At 63.9% G+C, this 19,013-nt stretch carries 22 protein-coding genes, 1 pseudogene and 1 riboswitch; of the genes and pseudogenes, 15 read left to right on the forward strand and 8 right to left on the reverse strand.

Annotation, left to right across the window (positions count from 1 at the left end):
• Window positions 1-238 precede the first annotated feature (238 nt).
• Window positions 239-646 (forward strand): hypothetical protein, encoded by a 408-nt coding sequence (locus tag E5X34_RS31675; RefSeq protein ID WP_126061543.1) that lies wholly within the window; start codon window positions 239-241, stop codon window positions 644-646.
• A 271-nt stretch (window positions 647-917) separates the two neighbouring features.
• On the opposite strand, the gene E5X34_RS31680 is transcribed toward E5X34_RS31675, so the two are convergent.
• A complete protein-coding gene (locus tag E5X34_RS31680; RefSeq protein WP_292573050.1) occupies window positions 918-1,283 on the reverse strand; it encodes an exopolysaccharide production repressor protein in 366 nt (121 codons plus the stop codon).
• A 265-nt stretch (window positions 1,284-1,548) separates the two neighbouring features.
• Window positions 1,549-2,517, reverse strand: a complete 969-nt coding sequence (locus E5X34_RS31685; protein ID WP_292573053.1) for a DUF1236 domain-containing protein — start codon at window positions 2,515-2,517, stop codon at window positions 1,549-1,551.
• Window positions 2,518-2,781: 264 nt separating this feature from the next.
• Between E5X34_RS31685 and E5X34_RS31690 the strand changes: the two genes are divergently transcribed.
• Together E5X34_RS31690 and E5X34_RS31695 are read left to right on the forward strand one after the other, a co-directional pair.
• Window positions 2,782-3,081 (forward strand): DUF1236 domain-containing protein, encoded by a 300-nt coding sequence (locus E5X34_RS31690; protein WP_292573057.1) that lies wholly within the window; start codon window positions 2,782-2,784, stop codon window positions 3,079-3,081.
• 216 nt (window positions 3,082-3,297) lie between these two features.
• Complete coding sequence (locus tag E5X34_RS31695) at window positions 3,298-3,519, forward strand: hypothetical protein (RefSeq protein ID WP_112125335.1); 222 nt, start codon at window positions 3,298-3,300, stop codon at window positions 3,517-3,519.
• A 148-nt stretch (window positions 3,520-3,667) separates the two neighbouring features.
• On the opposite strand, the gene E5X34_RS31700 is transcribed toward E5X34_RS31695, so the two are convergent.
• On the reverse strand, window positions 3,668-4,015 hold the full coding sequence (locus E5X34_RS31700; RefSeq protein WP_292573061.1) for a DUF982 domain-containing protein: 348 nt from the start codon (window positions 4,013-4,015) through the stop codon (window positions 3,668-3,670).
• 270 nt (window positions 4,016-4,285) lie between these two features.
• Between E5X34_RS31700 and E5X34_RS31705 the strand changes: the two genes are divergently transcribed.
• The 5 genes from E5X34_RS31705 to E5X34_RS31725 all read left to right on the forward strand — a co-directional run bounded on the left by E5X34_RS31705 (window position 4,286) and on the right by E5X34_RS31725 (window position 6,637).
• Window positions 4,286-4,585, forward strand: coding sequence for a DUF1236 domain-containing protein (locus E5X34_RS31705; RefSeq protein ID WP_292573063.1), 300 nt, complete (start codon window positions 4,286-4,288; stop codon window positions 4,583-4,585).
• A gap of 130 nt (window positions 4,586-4,715) precedes the next feature.
• Entirely contained in the window at window positions 4,716-4,925 is a 210-nt protein-coding gene (locus E5X34_RS31710; protein ID WP_126061537.1) for a hypothetical protein, read from the forward strand.
• 108 nt (window positions 4,926-5,033) lie between these two features.
• Window positions 5,034-5,285: a DUF2934 domain-containing protein gene (locus E5X34_RS31715; protein WP_292117092.1), complete on the forward strand. Its 252-nt coding sequence runs from the start codon at window positions 5,034-5,036 to the stop codon at window positions 5,283-5,285.
• Between the two features lie 387 nt (window positions 5,286-5,672).
• Window positions 5,673-6,122, forward strand: coding sequence for a porin (locus E5X34_RS31720; RefSeq protein WP_245463257.1), 450 nt, complete (start codon window positions 5,673-5,675; stop codon window positions 6,120-6,122).
• Window positions 6,123-6,139: 17 nt separating this feature from the next.
• On the forward strand, window positions 6,140-6,637 hold the full coding sequence (locus tag E5X34_RS31725) for a porin (protein WP_292573066.1): 498 nt from the start codon (window positions 6,140-6,142) through the stop codon (window positions 6,635-6,637).
• A gap of 33 nt (window positions 6,638-6,670) precedes the next feature.
• On the opposite strand, the gene E5X34_RS31730 is transcribed toward E5X34_RS31725, so the two are convergent.
• Complete coding sequence (locus tag E5X34_RS31730; protein WP_292079545.1) at window positions 6,671-6,880, reverse strand: hypothetical protein; 210 nt, start codon at window positions 6,878-6,880, stop codon at window positions 6,671-6,673.
• Between the two features lie 200 nt (window positions 6,881-7,080).
• Window positions 7,081-7,425 (reverse strand): hypothetical protein, encoded by a 345-nt coding sequence (locus E5X34_RS31735; protein WP_126061534.1) that lies wholly within the window; start codon window positions 7,423-7,425, stop codon window positions 7,081-7,083.
• 202 nt (window positions 7,426-7,627) lie between these two features.
• Window positions 7,628-7,740: riboswitch (TPP riboswitch) on the forward strand.
• Here E5X34_RS31735 and E5X34_RS31740 point away from each other — a divergent pair.
• The 4 genes from E5X34_RS31740 to E5X34_RS31755 all read left to right on the forward strand — a co-directional run bounded on the left by E5X34_RS31740 (window position 7,731) and on the right by E5X34_RS31755 (window position 11,249).
• Window positions 7,731-8,339 carry a YkoF family thiamine/hydroxymethylpyrimidine-binding protein gene (locus tag E5X34_RS31740; protein WP_292573070.1) on the forward strand — a complete coding sequence of 203 codons (609 nt, stop codon included), beginning with the start codon at window positions 7,731-7,733 and terminating at the stop codon, window positions 8,337-8,339. It overlaps the preceding riboswitch by 10 nt.
• A gap of 333 nt (window positions 8,340-8,672) precedes the next feature.
• Window positions 8,673-9,470 carry an ABC transporter permease gene (locus E5X34_RS31745; protein WP_292573073.1) on the forward strand — a complete coding sequence of 266 codons (798 nt, stop codon included), beginning with the start codon at window positions 8,673-8,675 and terminating at the stop codon, window positions 9,468-9,470.
• Complete coding sequence (locus E5X34_RS31750; RefSeq protein WP_292573076.1) at window positions 9,467-10,243, forward strand: ABC transporter ATP-binding protein; 777 nt, start codon at window positions 9,467-9,469, stop codon at window positions 10,241-10,243. The genes E5X34_RS31745 and E5X34_RS31750 overlap by 4 nt, the downstream gene beginning before the upstream one ends.
• Window positions 10,236-11,249 carry an ABC transporter substrate-binding protein gene (locus E5X34_RS31755; protein ID WP_292573079.1) on the forward strand — a complete coding sequence of 338 codons (1,014 nt, stop codon included), beginning with the start codon at window positions 10,236-10,238 and terminating at the stop codon, window positions 11,247-11,249. Before E5X34_RS31750 ends, E5X34_RS31755 begins: the two co-directional genes overlap by 8 nt.
• Before the next feature lie 49 nt (window positions 11,250-11,298).
• Here E5X34_RS31755 and E5X34_RS31760 read toward each other — a convergent pair whose 3' ends face one another.
• From E5X34_RS31760 to E5X34_RS31770, 3 genes are all read right to left on the reverse strand, one after another.
• Window positions 11,299-12,078, reverse strand: coding sequence for a hypothetical protein (locus tag E5X34_RS31760; RefSeq protein WP_292573080.1), 780 nt, complete (start codon window positions 12,076-12,078; stop codon window positions 11,299-11,301).
• Window positions 12,079-12,099: 21 nt separating this feature from the next.
• Window positions 12,100-17,091, reverse strand: coding sequence for a tetratricopeptide repeat protein (locus tag E5X34_RS31765; protein WP_292573082.1), 4,992 nt, complete (start codon window positions 17,089-17,091; stop codon window positions 12,100-12,102).
• A 130-nt stretch (window positions 17,092-17,221) separates the two neighbouring features.
• On the reverse strand, window positions 17,222-17,854 hold the full coding sequence (locus E5X34_RS31770) for a S24 family peptidase (protein ID WP_292573084.1): 633 nt from the start codon (window positions 17,852-17,854) through the stop codon (window positions 17,222-17,224).
• A gap of 80 nt (window positions 17,855-17,934) precedes the next feature.
• On the opposite strand from E5X34_RS31770, the gene E5X34_RS31775 reads away from it, so the two are divergent.
• From E5X34_RS31775 to E5X34_RS31785, 3 genes and pseudogenes are all read left to right on the forward strand, one after another.
• The gene (locus E5X34_RS31775) at window positions 17,935-18,246 is read left to right on the forward strand and encodes a hypothetical protein (protein WP_292573086.1); all 312 of its coding nucleotides are present in this window, start codon (window positions 17,935-17,937) and stop codon (window positions 18,244-18,246) included.
• Window positions 18,243-18,545: a hypothetical protein gene (locus E5X34_RS31780; RefSeq protein WP_292573088.1), complete on the forward strand. Its 303-nt coding sequence runs from the start codon at window positions 18,243-18,245 to the stop codon at window positions 18,543-18,545. Before E5X34_RS31775 ends, E5X34_RS31780 begins: the two co-directional genes overlap by 4 nt.
• Window positions 18,546-18,658: 113 nt before the next feature.
• Window positions 18,659-19,013 (forward strand): annotated as a pseudogene (locus tag E5X34_RS31785) (GcrA cell cycle regulator); the annotation flags it as partial.

Here is a 19,013-nt window from a genome sequence, read left to right on the forward strand (position 1 = left end):
GCCTATCAGTCGCCTCGCCCTGATCGAGGACAACCTGTTGAAGCTCCACACCTAGAGCGCGTCGCGATCCTTCGGATTCGCTCCATGCGCTTTGGTCTTGGGCTTTAAGCATGTCTTTATCCCCAGACAGGGTCCCAGTTTCGGGAAGCATGCTTTAGGTGCGCCATGGCTAATATGGCTGGCTGGATATAGACTTCGCAGAGTCGGGTCCACAGAGGCATTGGGAGGGACAACAGAAATGCCACGGGTATCGGAACTCTTCTTCAAGACGGCCATCGTCTTTCTCATCCTGGGCATCGCCGCCGGGCTGCAGATGGCGATTTCGGGCGATCACGGCGCCTTCCCGGCGCACGCCCACATCAACCTTCTAGGCTGGGTCACCAGCGCCATCTTCGGTGGCTATTATGCGCTCAACCCGGCCAAGGCCGAGCGCCGCATCGCGATGATCCATTACGGCCTCTACACGGCCGGCATCGTGATCATGCTGCCGGCGCTCTACTGGATGCTGGCGGCAGGCCATCCGGAGATCGAACCGGTCGTGGCGATAGGCTCTCTGATCGTCGCCGCTGCGGTGCTGGTCTTTGGCTTCGTCGTCTTCTCGTCATCGGAGACGGTGCGCTCCGCCTCACCAGCCGCGGCACGCTAGCTTGCGGTCGAGCTGGGGGCTCCGGCCTGGACGGGCTGGAGCCCTCCAACCAAAGAGCACGGCAAGACGGCCGTTTTGCATCGCGCCGAATAACCTTTGTTGCGGACGGGCGCTGGCGACAATGCCAGACTGATCGCGCCTCGGAAGCATAACGCGGGGCTGGCCGGCTCGCCGCGCTCGAGCAGAGGCGTGCAACGTGTCGGGCGAAAACGGATTGCCGCCGGCTTCCGGGAAGCGACTGGCCGGCCAGTCGCGAGGAGGCTGCGGCCGGCTAGGGCAGAAGCTTCGGAAACAGCAGCGAGATGAGAGCGTGGATGATGCCGTCCCGCTCGAACGGGCCAGGCAATTTGGCGGGCGAGGCGGCGCCGTCGCTCGATTTGGCCTCGTCGGCCACGCGGGCCTCGCCATGCACCAGCCACAGCACCGCAGCGAAGTAGCCGGCCTGCAGAATGACCGCGGCAAGGACCGTCCAGCCCAATGCCGCCCAGATCGATCCGGTGGACGCGAATGTCCAGCCGAGGATCACCAGAAGCGTCGCCGCCATTCCCACAAGAAACTGCGGAAAATACATTTGCCCAACCGAGCGCCGCGACCATTTCCAGTCGTCGACGATCTCGCCCATGTCTCTACCCGTCATGACCCTTGCACCTTTTCCGGGTGGACCGCAAGCTTGAACAATCTGCCCGGCGGCCTTGTCGCACCATTGTCCGCTCCGACAGGGACCAAGGGAGCAGGACTTCCTTGTAGCAACCGCCAATTGCGCCGGATCGTTCCATGCGGCCCTGCATTCAAGCGAGGTCTTATGAAACGCGTCGGCGACGGCGCGGGACCTGCAAGGCAGGGACGGCTGGACGAAAAAAGGCCCGACGAGGCGGGCCTTTTTTGTCTTCATGATGTCCTTATCAGCTCAGGATCACGACGATCTTGTAAGTGTCGGGGTCGACAATGACGATGCGTCCATCGGCCAACACGAAATACTCGTAGGATTCATAGGCTGGCACGATCTTGACGATGCGGGCCGGCAGGCGATGCAGCCGTATCTTGTGCCGCGGCACCTCGACGCCGACTGAAATGTCGAAGCTGACGTCGCGAACCGGCTCGACATGGGTTTCATGAATGACCTGCGTAATCTGCGTCCTCTGCTCGACCGTCACATTGTTGATCGAGGCCGTCTTGTTCTGGTCGGTCTCGACATTGGTGTTGCCCTGGGCATTCTGCTCGGTCTTGGTGCCGGTGTTGGTCTGGGCGTTCTGATCGGTCTGCATCTTGGTGTTGCCGCCCTGGGCGTTCTGCTCGGTCTTGGTACCGGTGTTACCCTGGGCATTCTGGTCGCTCTTGGTACCGGTGTTAGTCTGAGCGTTCTGCTCGGTCGTGGTGCCGGCCTTGCCCTGGGCCTGCTGCTTCTTCTTAAGCTGCGTGTTGTCCTGGGCATTCTGGTCAGTCTTGGTGCCGGTGTTGGTCTGAGCGTTCTGCTCAGTCTGCATCTTGGTGTTACCCTGAGCGTTCTGCTCGGTGGTCGCGCCGGCCTTGCCCTGGGCCTGCTGCTTCTTCTTGAGCTGTGTGTTGTCCTCGGCGTTCTGGTCGGTCGTTGTGCCGGCCTGGCCCTGGGCTTGCTCATCGGTCTTCATCTTAGCCTTGCCCTGAGCCTGCTCCTGGGTGTTGGCGCCGGCCTTGCCCTGGGCATTCATGTCGGTCTTCGATTTCGTCTCGCCCTGGGCCTGCCCGCCAGCCTTGCCGCCCTTCTGGCAATCGGCCGTGCCGGCTGCGCAATTGTTGTCGCCGCCGCTTGGCTGCGCGGATTCGGTCTGCGCCATCGCGGCGCCACAGCTCACACTGAGTGCGATCATGCTTGTGATCAGCAGATGTTTCATTGGATTTCTCCTCGGAAAGTCGGTCCCTTCGCATGGGTAACCCGGCTCAAAACGCATTGTTCCGAAATTGCGGCAACGGGTAAAAGGGAGGGTCTTGCTGCACGCGGCGGCAGTAATTCTCGCACGCGCCAGCCCTCTTCTCGCAGGATTTTTCGCAGGGAACAACGCTAGGCGATTAGCGTTACGAGACTGCCGACCCGCTGTGGAAAATCGCAGGCGCAGCATCAAGGCGATTTGATCCAATCCACATAGGAGAGACGAACGATGAAAATGCACCTCACTTCCGCCGCCGCCGGCTTGCTGCTTCTTGCCGGCATTGGCGCCGCTGCCGCGCAGGATGTCGTCATCGCGCCGGAGCAGGAAACCGTCATCAAGGAATATGTCCACAAGCAGCCGCTGGCTTCGGTCAAGGTTCCGGGCGTCGAGTTGAACATCGGCAGCACGGTTCCCGACACGGTCGAGCTGCACGAGGTGCCGAACGTCCAATACCGTTACGTTGTCGTCGATAACCGGACGGTGATCGTCGACCCCGGCACGCGCAAGATCGTCAAGGTGCTCGATTAACCGCTAGCGCACCGAGGTTGAATGCCTGCCGCCGACTGGGGCGGCGGGCCGTCAACCGAGTTTTATTTTGTTACCATGTGCTAACGGAACCTTCCCCTCGCGTTCGAGTTAGCGGCTCTGGGTCTCAGCTGTCTCATCAGCAACACAAATGGATGGCAGCATGAATTCGGGCAGCGGCGAACAGATAAGGGCGGGGCGAGGAGGAGTTTGACGGACATGTCGAAACGAGAAATCGGAACATCCCGCTCGCTCGGGATGCGGGTCGCCGATCTGAAAGCCAGGATGCGCGACGCCCGGATCACCGAGCATGAGATGAAGACCTTCCAGAAGGTCGCGGCCATCATGGGGGGCGGCGAGGGCTCCCTACGCATCGAAGCGGACGACCTGATCGCCGCGTCCTTCGTTACCGAAGCGCTGGGCGAGTCGACACCGACCTGACGCGGCCAACAGCCGAAAATCCCCGATCGATCCAGTCGACCGTCAGCCGCCAGGCGGCGGTCCGTGCGGACGCCAAGCGCCCCCGTCGGGGACATCGTCGGTCAGATTCTGAAACCTGCAGGCAAGGCCAACGCGCACCGGCGCGCCGTCAGTGCGCCGGCCGTTGCTGCGCCCGGCTTTCGCGAGCCCGGTTGCGCCGGATCTTGGCGTCGCGCAGCACCGCCACCGGATCGGCCCCGGTCCACTCGATCCCCGCTTTCCTCGCGAAGACCAGGAACGCCTGGCGCGCCTTCTCGAGATCGATCTCGCCGGCCCGCGCCGCCTCGCAGGCACGCAGCGCCCTTGCGTGGCTCTCGCCCCGCGCGGCAGGCGGCCATTCCTTGAGAAAATTCTGCATCCCGGTGAGCGAGGCGATCTCGCGCTTGAAGCCGGCGCCGACGGCGATCGCCACGGGGGCCCGAAGTTCTATGTCGCTTCTGATGTAACCTTCTTGCATGACTGCGGCGCCCTTTGGATCTCAAAGTCTTGGGGAGTTTCAATGCCTTCCAATGCGGAGCCGATGCGAAGGTTCCGCCACATCAATTAGTCGTTGCTGACGGAACAACACCTCACCGGGGGCGTTTGCCCCGGGAGCTCAACTATTCGGCCTGCCGATGTTTCCGCCCCTGCGGAGGCAGGGCGGAGCTCGCCACCAAGCGATCCGAAGGATCGTTGTGAGCGCAACAATACGCGATCCGAAGGATCGTCGTCCAACAGGAGAGAAACGATGAAAACCAACCTCATTCCAGCTGTCGCCGGCCTGGCTCTGATGGCCGGCATCGGCATCGCGGCCGCGGACGAAGTGATCGTCACCCCCGAGCAGCAGACCGTGGTCAAGGAATATGTCCACAAGCATCCGATCGCCTCGGTCAACGTGCTCGGCCTCGAGCTCGGCGTCGGCTCGACCGTGCCCGACACCGTCGAGCTGCAGCAGGTGCCGGACGTGCAATATCGCTATGCCGTGGTCAACGACCACACTGTGCTGATCGATCCCGGCACACGCCGCGTTGTCCAGGTGATCCAGTAACATCTGGCCCCCGAAGAGCCCGATCCTTGCCCGATGCTTCGGTGAAGGATCGGGCTCTTCTCGCATCGACGCACAAGGCCTAGAATGGCAGCGGTTTGGGAGGCAACGAAGCGCGGAAGGAGTCGTTGCCATGCATCATCCACACGTCGAATCACCTGATATCGCCCGGCAGGTCGATAAGCTGCTGGCCGAGCACAGGACTGGTCTGCTGTCCATGCAAGAGGCAATTTCCCTGCTACGGAAGCGCACCGGGACCGACCGCTCTGACGCGGATTTAGCCGGATTGATCACAAAGAAGGCAGCGCATCTCGGCATCGCGGTCGTCACCGACGGCCACTGAGCGAATTTGCCGCCTAAGTCGGTCGCACATGCGTGATATCGAAGACGCCGCGTCAAAATTCCGCTAGTGTTCGCGCCGGGGAACCCGTCCCAACCTTAGGAGGCGACAGTGACGGACGACAGGCACGAACGCATTCGCCAACGCGCGCACGAGATCTGGGAGCAGGCCGGCCGGCCCGAAGGTGCTCACGAAGAGCACTGGAACCAGGCGACCGCCGAGATCGACGCGGCAGGCAAGCCGAAGAAAGCGCCGAAGAAGGCGGCTGCCGCCAAGGTCGAGAAGCCGAAAGCCGCCAAGGCGGAAAAGCCCGCCAAGGCCCCCGCCAAGGCAAAGACGGCCAAACCGAAAGCCAAGGCCTGAGCCGTTTCGGCGGTCGTTTGCCGCCAAGCCTCTTTCGGTCCGCCGGAAGGTGAGGGCGCGGCCATGTCGCGCCCTTCGACGATTCCTGAGAAGCGTCGCCGATCTGCAATGTATAGCGATCATTTATATTAGAAATTGGTAATGTATAAACTCGGCAACGAGAGAGGTTTACTGACTATCTCGAACTATCTCTGTGTCATCCCGGCAACACCGAGTCTGTCCCTTCAATATTCCCAATAAAAGTCGGACTTTGGTCGGACCGGCCGCTTGACTCGCCGCGCTTTACCATGCGTTTTTCCGCCCGGGCTTTCAACTTGGGGACTAGGTATGCGGGGCATCAACCGTCTAATTTCGTTTGCGTTTCTGGCCGGAACAGGCGGCTGGGCCATGCCGGCCTTGGCTGACGAACCGCATCCGGTCGAATATGTGCGCGTCTGCGATCAGTACGGCACCAACTACTATTACAGCCCAGGTACCGAAACCTGCATCAATACCCAGACGGGTGAGACGCGTCGCGAAACCGACGGCGGCACGGTCGTCGGTAAAACCGCGCTGGCAAGCAAGGTCGAGGACATAGATCACCGCATCCAGCGTGCCTTCGAGGGTGCCTCGGTAGCGTCGTCGCTGGCCAGCCCGGACCTGAACAAGGGCGAGCATTTCGGCGTCCGCGTCAATTGGGGCAATGCCGGTCAGTCCAACGCCATGGGCATCACCGGAGCGGCGGTGTTGGGCGAGGGGTTCATGCCTGGCGGCAACGGTCGGCTGGCCGGCGCCGCGGGCGTCGCTTTCTCCGGCAAGACGGTCGGCGGCAATGCCGGCCTGCAGTTGACCTGGTAAGAGCGGCCGGGGGCATCATGTTCAGATATCTTCTTGCGCCGGCAATGCTCGGCGCGGCAACGCTCCTTGCGTCGCCATCCGAGGCTGCGGTCGACTATCTCAGGTACTGCCAAGCCTATGGCATCAATTACTATTACAGCCCGGGCACCGAAACCTGCATCAACGCCCAGACTGGCGAGACGAAGCAAACGGTCGAGGATGGTGAGGGCGGCACCACGACGGTCACCGGCAAGACGGCATTGGCCGCCCATGTCGACGACATCGACAATCGCATCACCCGCGCCTTCGAGAATGCCTCGATCTCGGCCGCGCTCGCCGCGCCCGATCTCGTGCAGGGCGAGCATTTCGGCCTGCGCGTCAACTGGGGCAATGCCGGCGACGCCAATGCCTTCGGCATCACCGGCGCCGCCGTGCTGAGCGAAGGCTTCGATGGCGGCCGCCTGACCGGCACGCTCGGCATCGCCTTCGCCGGCAGCCAGGTCGGCGGCAATGCAGGGCTGCAGTTCAGCTGGTAGGAAGATCGAGAAGAGGGAAGGCGCCGCCGATCGCTAGCGCCCTCCCTGCTTGCTGGCGTATTGCGCGACCGCGCAGAGAAGGGCAAGCGCCGCGGTATCGCAGGCGGCCCGCGACGGGGACGGGCCTCTGGCGAAAAGCACCGCATCCGCGACCGGAACCGTCAGTCCGTGCTTTCTGGCAAATGAAGTGACTTCGTAGGGCTGGTCCTCGGGCAGTGCGCCGATGTCGATTTGCGGTTGCATCAAACGTGTTCCTCCCTGGTATGCGTCTATTCCCTCCTTCACCCGGCAGGAATTAACGCCCGGCCACTCACTCGCGTCCACCAATTGGCGATTGTGTGAAACGATGCATTTGCCGGGGCGGCGAGCCAAGAGTTGCAACCGGCCGGTTGAAGGGTCGCGGCGCGGGCTTCTTCGGTCCCTGCACAGGAAGAGGGAAGCCCTCACCAGGCATCGCTCGACCGGGCGAACCTCACCCCCGCCGCGATCATCGCGCTTTCGCATTCGCTGATCAGCCTGAGATTTCGCAGATACCGCGCCATCGTCTCCGGCAGCCAGGCGGCGCAGGCCTCCACATAGGCACGGCCGTGCACCAGCGCGCCGGTCGACAGCCGCTCGTCCTTCTCGGCGATCACCTTCAGATATTGCCGGATGAAGCGGATGTCGTCGGCGATGTCCTGGCTGGCCATGCGCCAGGCGCCGGCGAGGCGCTCGCGCTCGGCGAGCGGCAGTGGTGACAGCAAAGGGCGGGAGAGGTCGGCAAAAGCGGCATGGTTCGCGGTGTTCAAGCAGATTCCCTCAAAAGAAGCATCGTACTTTATGTACGAAATCCGGTCAAGCGAGGTTCGTACAATTTGAACGATTGGCGGTTATAAGAAATTCGCGAAAATCTTATAACCACCGGCATCTCCCCTAGGGGAGATGAGACTCGTGGCCCAATTGGCCTCGCAAAAAACCGCTTCCCCAACCCGGCAAACAGTGCTTTAACGCGCTCATCCACAGGGGTGCTCCGTACGGTCGGGGCTGAGATGGTGGCGGCAAGCCTCCGGACCCTAAAGCTGATCTGGATAATACCAGCGGAGCGAGGCGGGCCATGTTTTCCGGCGCACAGATTTCCCTTTATCCCATGGCCGACGATTTCGTCGGCGTCATCCTAGGCGCGTTGGGCGCGCTCGATCCTTACCGCGACAGGCTCAGGATCGAGACCGACGACATCTCGACGCTGCTGGTCGGGCCGCCCGAAGTGCTGTTCCCGGCCATGCGCGACCTTTTCGTGGCGGCGGCCAAAAGCGGCAAGCATTGCGTGCTGTCGGCTGCCGTCTCGCGCGGCTGCCCCGGCGAGCCGGACGATCCGATCTGCCGTTCCGACGAGATCGGCGGCCCGGCGGTCCCGCTCGACGAGCGCAAACGCGCGGCGCTCGGCGCCGTGCGGTCGACACTCTCGACCGACCAGCCAGTGGCGGCGCAATTCTCGCTCTATGTGATGGGCACGGGCGATCACATGGACGAGATCTATGGCTGCATCGACTTCCTGAAACAGTCCGGCGTGTTCGACCGTTCCAAGAACTTCTGCACCAGGCTGCGCGGCGATGCCGGCGCGGTGTTCGCCACGCTCAACGAAGCCTTCTGCCGCTTCGGACCCGGCGCGGGCCACGTGACCCTCGACATCACGATTTCGGCCAACAGCCCGACGGCGGTTTGAGTCGCCGAGATAGATGCTATGGCTGTTTCGTTTGAGCCGCAGCGCGGGGGAGAGAACCTCGCATCTGATCCTAACCCGCAAGAGGGATGGGGGCCTTCGGCGATTGGCGAAAGCGGACGCGAAGCCAATTGCTTGGCTTCGCGAACGACGAACGCCCGGAGCGACAGCGAAGGGCCGGCCAACGTGGCAAGGCAGAGGGGGGCGCTGTCCCGCCGGCCTGTCAAGCGTTCGCAAGCGCAGCCTTCGTCTGATGCTATGGGGCAATTATCGCAGGGAGGCGTTCCTTCGCGCCCCCCTCTGTCCTGCCGGACATCTCCCCCACAAGGGGGGGGATTGGCTCTCATCGCCGCCTTCGCCAAGTTCTTCCCCGCCGCTCTCGCATTCGCCCTTCTCCTCCTCGCCTGGGAGCTCTACGCCCGTCTCGGCGGCATCGCGCCCACCGTGCTGCCCGCACCCTCGCGCGTGCTGGCGCAAGCCTGGGAGAACCGCGCCGCACTCGCCGACAACACGCTGCCCACCATCCGCGCCACGCTTGCCGGCTTCGCCTGCTCTCTCGCCGCCGCCTTCGTGCTTTCGGCGCTGGTCGATTTCCTTCCCCGGCTGCGCCGCGCGCTGTTTCCGCTGCTGATCGCCAGCCAGACCTTGCCGCTGGTGGCGATCGCGCCGCTGGTGGTCTTGTGGTTCGGCTTCGGCCTCTTGCCGAAGATCCTGCTGGTCGCGCTGGTCACCTTCTTCCCGATGATGGTGGCGCTGGTCGAAGGCTACGCCGCCACGAGCGCCGAAGTCAGCCAGATGCTTGCCGCCATGGGGGCAGGGCGCTGGCGCATATTCTGGCTGGCGCGGCTGCCGTCGGGGATGCCCTATTTCTTCGCCGGGCTGCGCATCTCCATCACCTATGCGGTGGTCGGCGCGATCTTCGCCGAATATGCGGGCGCCGCGAAGGGGCTGGGCATCTACATGCTCAGCGCCAAGAACAATTTTCGGCCCGACCTCGTGCTGGCCGCCGTTGCCGTCAGCTCGGCGCTGACGCTGGCACTGTTTGGTCTGGCCGTGCTCGTCCAGCGTCTCGCCATGCCCTGGGAGAGGGCCGGGCGCGACCGCAAGGCCGAACCCTCCGGGCACCGGCCATGACCCGGCTCGAGCTTCGCGATATCCGCAAAAACTTCGGCGCGCTCGAGGTTCTGGCCGGCGTTTCGCTCGATGTCGGCGCGGGTGAGTTCGTGTCGATCCTCGGCCCTTCCGGTGCCGGCAAGTCGACGTTGTTCCAGCTCCTCACAGGCGCGATCCGGGGCGAAGGCGAGATGCGCTTCGACGGCGCGCCGCTCGATGGCGCCCGCTTCGCCTTCATGCCGCAGCGCGACGCGCTGATGCCGTGGCGGCGCGTCATCGACAACGCCACGCTGGGGCTCGAAGTGCAGGGCATGAAGCGCCGGGCCGCGCGCGAGCGCGTGGCGCCTCTGTTCGCCGAGTTCGGCCTTGCCGGCTTCGAGCGCGCCTGGCCGGCCGAGCTTTCCGGCGGCATGCGCCAGCGCGCGGCGCTCCTGCGCACGGTGGTGCAGCAGCGCGACATGCTTTTGCTCGACGAGCCCTTCGGCGCACTCGATGCGCTGACCCGGGCGGCCATGCAGCGCTGGCTGGAGACGATGTGGCAAAGCCACCGCTGGACCGCGCTGCTGATCACCCATGACGTGCGCGAGGCCGTGCTTCTGTCCGACCGCATCTATGTGCTTTCGGCGCGGCCCGCGCGCGTGGTGCGTGAGGTGGCGGTGCCGCTGCCGCGTCCGCGCATCGAAAGCGCCGCACTCGCCCGCGAGGCGGCCGCGATCGAGGCCGGCATCCTCGACACGCTGCTCGGCGCAGCTGATCCGATTCCCGACCATTCGATGGAGACCCGAAATGATTGACCTTACCCGCCGCCAGGCGCTGTTCCTGACCGCCAGCCTGCCATTTGCCCGGGCCGTCACGCGCGCCCGGGCCGCCGCGCAGAAAATCACCGTCGCGCTCGACTGGACCGTCAACACCAACCACATCGGCCTGTTCGTCGCCCGCGACAAGGGCTTCTACAAGGATGCCGGGCTCGATGTCGAAATCCTGCCCTATGGCGACACCGGCTCGGGCACGCTGGTGGCCAACCGTGTCGCCGATTTCGGCATTTCGGGTTCGCTCGGCCTGTTCACCCAGAAAAGCGCCGGCGCCGACCTGAAGGCCGTCTATGCGGTCGTCCAGTCTGAAACCGGCCGCGTCGTCTTCAATGCCGACCGCGCCGCTATCAAAAGCCCAAAGAATCTCGACGGCCTGACCTATGGCGGCTTCGGCAGCGCCTGGGAGAATGCGCTGCTCCAGACCATCATCCGCCATGACGGCGGCAGGGGCGATTTTTCGACCGTGACGCTGGGTACCTCGGCTTACGAGGCGCTGGCCAATGGCGCGGTCGACTTCACGCTGGAAGTCTCGACCTGGGAAGGCGTCGAGGCCGAGCTGAAAGGCTTGAAGCAGCGCAGCTTCCGCTACGCCGATTACGGCGTGCCGGACGAGCACACCACGCTGATCGTTTCCAGCAACGCCTACCTAGCCGCCAATCCCAAGGCTGCCGCCGCCTTCGTCAAGGCGACGCGGGCCGGCTACGACTTCGCCGTCGACCACGCGAAGGAGGCTGGCGAGCTGCTGGTTGCCGCCAACAAGGACACGCTCACCAACCCAGCGCTGATCGATGCCTCGCTGAAGGTGCTGAACGACGGCCATTTCCTGAAAAGTGCTGCCGGCGCCATCGGCACCATGGACAAGGCCAAGATGGAAGCGATGGGCGAGTATCTGTTCGCCTCGGGGATCCTGCTCGATGGCAACGGCAAGGCGCTGAAGGAGAAGCCGGATCTGGCGGCGTATTTCACGAACGAGTTTCTGATGGGGTAGGAAAGGCCCAGGCTTGGCGCGAAGGGACGCCGCGCCTCGCCAGGCGCGCCTAGTTCCTCGACGTAGCGTAGAGCAGGGCGGTTTTGATATGCCGGCCGGGCTCGCCAGGCATCGACAGGGCTGCTGTATAGAATTTCGCCACGGCGGGACAGAGTCCCGAGAAATCCTGGTCCATATTCGCGATCGCATCCATCTCGGCTGGCGTGCCGCCGCTCCTGGTGAAGGCGTCGGCGATCAGCGACCAGTCCTCATCGCTAGGCTCGGCCGCGGGAAGGCTGCTCCTTTTGGCTGCGCCAAAGGCATGGAACAGCGTCGCGCCTATCCGGTCCAGGTCCACCAGAAAATCGTTGCCGGGCGCGCTGACCGCGTCCGGCCCGTTGCGCAGGTAATTGTTGCAGGTGGCCGGCGTTTCGCGCGCCATCAGGTGATTGACCATGGTGAGCTGGGCGGCGAGCGCCTGCGAGACTTCACGATCTGGGGCGGAGGGCAAAAGCGGCGCGTATTTGCGCCGCAGGTCGGCCACCGCCACCCTGCTCGCGTCGCGCACCGCCTGCTGGTTTCCCGAACCGGCCGCGAGCGTGATCTTGTCGATGAAGGCATTGTAGTCGTCCGGAAATTCCTGGGCGATCGCCTTGAAGATCTGAAAATCCTGTTTCTCGATTTCGGCATTGACGTCGGCTCTGGTCGGCGCCTTGCGCGCGGTCGATCCCGCCACGGTCTGGTAAAGATATTTGCCGCCGGCGAAACCGAGCCCCCACGGCAGCACCTTCACCGCGACGAAAGCCAAGGCGGCCACCGCCGCCGCGCCCAATCCCTTCCACCGCGCCATCCGCCGGCCCTCCCGATCCCGTCAATTTCCCCCGAGGCTCAGCGCCTTCTTACGGTCGGCCTTGGCGCGTTTCAAATCGCCCTTGGCTGCCCAAGCCAGGCTTCGGGCGGTGTAAGCATCTGCATATCTGGGGTAAAGCTTGATGGCCTGATTGAAGCTGTCGATTGCCCCGTCCTGGTCGCCCGCTCGCGCCCGCAGAAGGCCTCTGCCGTAGTAGCCGCCGGGGCTGTTCCGGTCGATCTGGATAGCCGTCTCAAAGTCGGCCTGGGCTTGCTCCAAGTTGCCTTTGACTACCCACAAAATTCCACGATCGACATGCACCTTGGCAACGTTCGGATCGAGTTCGATGGCCTTGCTGTAGTCTGCGATCGCGCCATCGTAATTCCCGACGATCATTCGGCTGATGCCTCGACCATGAAAGTTCGAGGCGTAGGTGGAATCGAACTCGATCGCCTTGCCGAAATCGTCGATGGCACGCTTATGGTCGTTCTTGGCCGTCCAGGCGAAAGCGCGAGCGGAATAATAGCTGCTGTTCTTTGGGTCGATCGCGATCGCGCTGCCATAGTCGGTTATGGCTCGATCGTAATTGTCCTTCTGTCCCCACGCGAGACCGCGATACCCAAAAGCCTCGGCATTGTTGGGATCGAGTGCTATCGCACGGTCGAATTTTGCGATTGCAAGATCGTATTGACCCTTGTTGTACAGGGCTATGCCGCTCTTGGTGGCGTCGTCCATCGCCGCCGCGTCCGCAGTCGTTGACTTATATGAAGCCTTCGCCGCGGCCGCGTCGTCGCGCTCCTTGCGGGCGTTGGCGTAGTTTGGATCGAGGCGCAAGGTTTCATCGAGATCGGCGATGGCGCGGTCATATTGCTTCTTCCTGTTCCAGCAGAATCCGCGATTGAACCATGCTTCGGCATTCGTTGGCTTCAGTCCGATCGCCTTTGTCGAATCGGCGATAATGCCCTCGCAATCGTGCTTTACGGCTCGGGCTCGGCTGCGCAGCACATAGGCGTCGACGTTGTTCGGCTGCAACGAAATGATGGTGGTCAGATCCGCGATGGCGCGGTCGATCTTGCCCCTCTGCCGCCAGATGAGAGAACGATAGAAATAGCTGTCAGTCGACTTGGGATCGAGTTCGATTGCCTTGTTGTGGTCGGCCAACGCCCGGTCGGAATCGCCCTTCAGCGTATAGGTGAAGCCGCGCATGGTATGAGCGTGGGCATTGGATGGGTCGGCGGCGATCGCTATGCCGTACTGCTCGAGCGCGCGATCGAGTTGGTTTTGACCGCGCCAGATATCGCCCGCTTCGATAGCGTCTTCGGCGGCCTTGTTCCGAAGCCCGCCGGTTGGTTGCGAGGCTGCGGCCTTACCTTTCGCCGCCAGCGCCAGCTCGCGGCCCTTGCGGGCAAGGCTCATCTTCGGATCGAGCTTCAGGGCCTGGTCGAAATCGGCGATCGCCCGGTCATAGTCGCCCTTGGCGGCGAAGGCGCCGCCGCGCCCGAAATAGGCCTGCGCGTCATTGGCGTCGAGCTCGATCGCCCGGCTCAAATCGGCGATGGCGCGATCCGGTTGGTTCTTTTTGGTCCACGCGACGGAGCGACCGATGTAAGCGTCCGAATAGTCGGGGTAGAGCCCGATGACCTTGTTGTAGTCCTTGATCGCCGCGTCGTACTTGCCTTTGTCGACAAGCGCGATGGCTCGTCCGACATAAGGCGAGGCATCTTGCGGATCGATCGCCATCGCCTTGTTGAATTCGGCGATCGCACGATCATATTTGCCCTTGTGGTAGAACGCATAGCCTCGATCGACGAAAGCCGCGAGTTCCTTCGAGGATGGCACGATCGTATTACCGCCCATGCCGCCTTTCTGCTGCGCGGCCGTCGCCGCCTTGCGCGCGGCGGCATAGTTTGGATTGTGCGGGTCTAGCTTGGCCGCCTGGTCGAAGTCGGCAATGGCATCGGCGTAGTTTTTGGCGTCGACCTGCGCCATGCCGCGTCCATAATAGCTGGCGGCGTCTTTCGGATCGATCTCGATCGCCGATGAAAAGGCCTCGATCGCTCGCTTCGGGTCTCCGGTGCCGTACCAGGCCGCTCCAGTACAGAAGAAGGCGCGGCTTGCTTGAGGGTCTAGCCTGATGGCTTTGATGCAATCGTCAAGCGCGCCGTCCGCGTCGCCCGCCGCGCCCTTGGCCAGACCACGGCGCACGAGGGGCGCGGCGACGTCGGGAATAATGGCGATGGCCTTGTCGAAATCGGCGATGGCGCGGGCAAAATCCTTCTTACCATCAAAGGCCTTGCCTCGTCCGAAATAGGCGAGCGGGCTCTCGGGATCGATCGCGATGGCCTCTTCATAGGCTTGGATCGCTTCGTCATAGTTTTCTTCATGCAAGAGGCTGTCGCCCTTGGCCACCGCGACCAGGACACGGGGATCGCTGGTGTCGATAAGCTTCGCCAACTTCGGATCGGCAGGCGAAAGCTCGTCACTCGCGCCTGGCTCGGCCGAAGCCGCGGTCTCAGCCGGCGCGACGGCGGCGGTGTCCGGTTCGTTTGCCGCGATGTCGGAACCAACCGCGTTGGCAATGCCCGCGGCGGGCTCCCCGCTGGCCGCTACCGCCGCCTTGCGGGCTACGGTGTAATCGGCATTGCCGGGATCGAGCTTGAGCGCTTGGTCGAAATCGGCGATGGCGCCGGCATAGTCCTTGCTGTCGGCGCGAGCCATGCCGCGTGCGTAATAGCTGGCGTCGGCCTTGGGATCGATGCCGATCGCCACCGTATAGGCGGCGACCGCGCGTCCGGCGTCGCCCTTGGCGTGCCAGGCCATGCCTTCGCAGTAATGGGCGTCGCGCGCCTTCCGGTCGAGCGTGGCGGCTCGGTCGCAGTCGGCAAGGGCGCCATCGACATCGCCGGATGTCACCTTGGCGAGGCCGCGGCGGAAATATGCTGCGGCAAAATTGGGGGCGAGCTGGATGACCCTGTCGAAGTCGGCGATCGCCTGGCCGTAGTCGCGTGTGGCGGCCCTAGCCCTGCCGCGGCCGAAATAGCCGAAGCGGTTGTCGGGTTCGAGCGCGATCACCACGTCATAGGAACCGATCGCCTTGTCATATTTGCCCATGTCCAGCCAGGCATCGCCGCCGAGGATCGCTTGCAGCGCGCGCTGGTCTTTTGTCTCCAGAGACTTTGCAGCCAGGGTGTCGTCCGTCGCCGCCAAATTCGGATGTATTGTTTGCGCGTCTGCAGCGGCATCCGCCGGCTTCGGCTGCCCCGGGTCCGGCGCCTGTGCGGCGTTGCCGTCATCGCCGGCAGCCTGCTGGTCGCAGCTTCCCGATCGGGCGGGATCCAGCTCCACGGCGCGCCGGCAATCCTCCGCCGCGCCGGCCTGGTCGCCCTTGAGCGTCCTGGCGCGGCTGCGGCCGAGATAGGCGTCGGCATTTTTGGCGTCGAGGCTGATTGCCTTGTCGAAATCGAGCAGCGCGCCGTCGACGCCGTATTTTGCCAGGCGCGCCCCGGCGCGTTCGACCAGTATCCTGGCGGCGGCCCTATCCTGGGCAGTCTGGTCCTGTGTCGTGGCGGCCGGAGCGGTTTGAGCCATGAGCGCGGCGCACGCGTCGGCGCGTCGCGGGTCGAGCTCGACGGCGCGCCGGCAGTCGCTCGCGGAAAGGGCATTGTCGCCTTGCGAGGCCGCGGCGACCGCCCGGTCGTAATAGGCCTCGGCATTGTCGGGATCGAGTGAGATGGCATAGCCGAAGGAAGCGATCGCGCCCGGCACGTCGCCGGAGACCTGCTGCTTCAATGCATCCCGGATTTGCGCGGCAGCTTCTTTGGAACGGATCTGCCTGCCGGTGGCCTCTATCTGCTTGGTCAAAGAGGAAAGATCCGGCTCGGACGCCGTTTCCGCCGCAGGCATCTCGGCGTCGGCTGGCCCCGCATCGCAACCGCGAGTGTTTTTCGGATCGAGCGCGATGGCCTTGCGGCAGTCGGCCGCCGCGCCGGCGCTGTCTCCTTTGCGCGAGCGCATCAGCGAGCGACCGAGCCACGCCCTGGCATCGTTTGCATCGAGCGCGATCACCTTGTCGAAATCGGCAAGGGCGCGATCGTCGTTGTCCTTGCTCGCCCAGGCGACGGCTCGGGCGTAGTAGGCATCGACCATTCCGGCATCGAGCTCGATCGCCTTGTTGGCATCGGCGATGGCGCGCGCCCAGTCGCTCTTGCCGATCCAGGCGGCGCTGCGGTTGGCATAGGCATCGGCGCTCCCGGGGTCCACGGCCAGCGCGGCGTCGTAATCGGCAATGGCGCGGTCGAACTCGTCCTTGGCGGCGTAGGCGAGGCCGCGATTGACCAGCGCGATGAAATCGGCCGGATCGATGCGGATCGCCTTGTCATATTCCGCAATCGCCTTGTCGCGTTCGCCGGTCTTGCTCCAGGCGGTGCCGAAGCCCGTATGGGCGTCGCCGTTTTGCGGATCGGCCTCGATTGCCTGCTGGAAATCAAGCATGGCCGCGTCGATCTTGCCCTTGCGAAGGAAGGCCGAGCCGCGGCTGGAATAGGCGTCGCTGGCGGACGGTTCGAGGCTGATCACGATGTTGAAGTCCGCGATCGCGCGGTCGTAGTCGCCCTTGTTGGACCAGTCGGTGCCGCGGTTGAACAGCGCCGAGGTCGCCTTCGGATCGAGCGCGATGGCCTTGTCGTAATCGGCGATCGCACCGTCCCAATCCTCCTTGTCGTCCCGGGCGGCGCCCCGATAGAAATAGGCTTTGATCCGCAGGCGCTGCGCCTGCGTAACGTCTTCGGCAATCGCCGTGCAGGCAGCGATGCGCTGATCGACCGCGGCCTGGTCGACATTCGCTTCCTTTTGGTCACTGCCCTGACCGCCGCTTTCGTCGCCGAAGCAAAGGGCATAGTCCCCAGCAACGGCGGGCGTGGTCAGGGCACCAAGCACCATAACCCCCGCCAACGCCAGCCCATATGAGAGCACGGCAATGAATATGCGCGAGACCGCGCCGGTACGGCGAGACATGATTGGTCCTCCCCCCGGAGTTGCCGCGAGGGCGGCTGCAATTCCACTATATAGTTCTGTCTTTGTTCTAAAATGCAAGCAGAAATTGCAATGACCACCGAAGTCGGTCTCCCGTCGAGGGAATCCACCCTCACATATCGATTATCGACCTTCTCACCCGGCCGATTATGGTGATCGCGCCCTCCAGTTCCGGCGGCGGGATATCCAGGTAGGAAGCCGGCTGGAACGGCGGGTTGTCGTTCGGGCGATAGCGTTTGTATGTGGCCCGTCCCGTCTCGTCCGAGATCACATAGCAGCCATTGGTCACCAGCCGCTTGTCGCGCAGATTGACGAAGATGATCGAATCCGGCGGCGAGATCTTGTTCATCGACGGGCCGTCGACGCGCAGCGCAATCCATTCGCCTTCCTCAAGGTCGGCGGTGGGGATGGTCGGATAGTCGGAGAGGTTGACCACGCTGTCCTGGCTGCCGAGCTCGCCGGCGCTGATCCACGACACGATCGGCACGTCGATGGTGACGGGCGAGGGCATGAGATTGACCGGCGCTGCTTCGGCCCCATCCCCATTGAACAGCAGCCAGCCGGGGTCGACGCCGAACAGCCGGCCGTATTTTTCGGCGGCTTTCCGCGACAGCGGCCGGTTGCCGTTCTCATGGCTGATCAACGTATTCTTGTTGATGTCGCGCAGCGCCCGCGCGGCATCGCTGGGCGAGGCATAGCCGGCCTGGGCGCGCGCCTGCTGCAATCTGTGCCGGGAATCCATCATCGTACAAAATGCCTGAAATTTATCGTGCAAACTGTACGATTTCGCTTGCGCGTTATTCGTACATAACGTACGCTTAGCGCATGAATGAGCATCCCGCAAGCATTTCCGCATTACCGGTGATTCCAGGGCAGCCCACGAGCATCCAGGGACTGCCCACGAGTATCTCGGGGCTTATCGACCGCTGGGGCAGCATCGGCGCTTTCGCCGCCGATGTCGGCTGCGGCTACGAGGCGGCGCGCCAGATGCGCCGGCGCGGCCGCATCGCGCCACAGCACTGGCCGCATGTGGTGGCGGCGAGCCGCCGGCTGGGCATTGCCGGCGTCAGCTACGAATGGCTGGCCAGCCGCGCCGCCATGCAACGCGCGGCCGCCATGCAAGGGGAGGCGGCATGAACGCGCTGCCCTCACCATTGGAATTCCAATCGTCCGGACTGTCTTCCTCCCCGGTCCGGGCGCCTACCGGGGCGCTTGCCCCGGATCCGGTCGAACCGCCCGCACCCCGGTTCACCGGAACGGCCGGAGCCGTTCCTCCCCCGGCTCCGGCCCCCAATCCGGGCATAAGCTGCATCCGCACCGAGGACGGCACCGTCATCCTGTTCGACCGCGCGTCGGGCCGGGCGGTGTCGGGCCTGACGCGGGCCGCGGCTGAAGCCAGGCTCCGCGAGCTGGAACGGGCCGCGCGCCCCGCCTGATCCCGACCTCTTTGTTGAACCCCACCGACGGCCTCGCGGCCGAACCCAGACGCTTGGGCTTCAGCCCAGCGCTTTCCCAAGCCCACGCCCCTAGCAATCGACGGAATGAGAAGATGGCAGCCGCCTATACCGAAAAGGAAATCGACGAGATCGCCGCCTGGCTGAAGGAGGGGCTGTCGGCCTCGCGCATCGCCGGCCGCTTCAGCGCGCTGCGCGGCGCCCCTGTCTCGCGCAACGCCATCATCGGCATCGTCCACCGCAATGCCGGCTTGCGCGCCATCGGCTTCGCCAACCCCAAGGGCGGCCGAGCCGGCGGCAGGCCGAGGAAACATGCCCGGCCGGATCGTCCAAGCAGGCGGGGCAGAACGGTGATTGGAGGGCTCACCGAACCGGCCGCGCTTTCCAGGTTCGCCGAGTTCGTGGAGGGCGCCGGCGTGGAAGTGCTTGATCTCCCCCATTGTGGGGGAG

The organism is Mesorhizobium sp. (assembly GCF_004963255.1).
Lineage (GTDB): Bacteria > Pseudomonadota > Alphaproteobacteria > Rhizobiales > Rhizobiaceae > Mesorhizobium.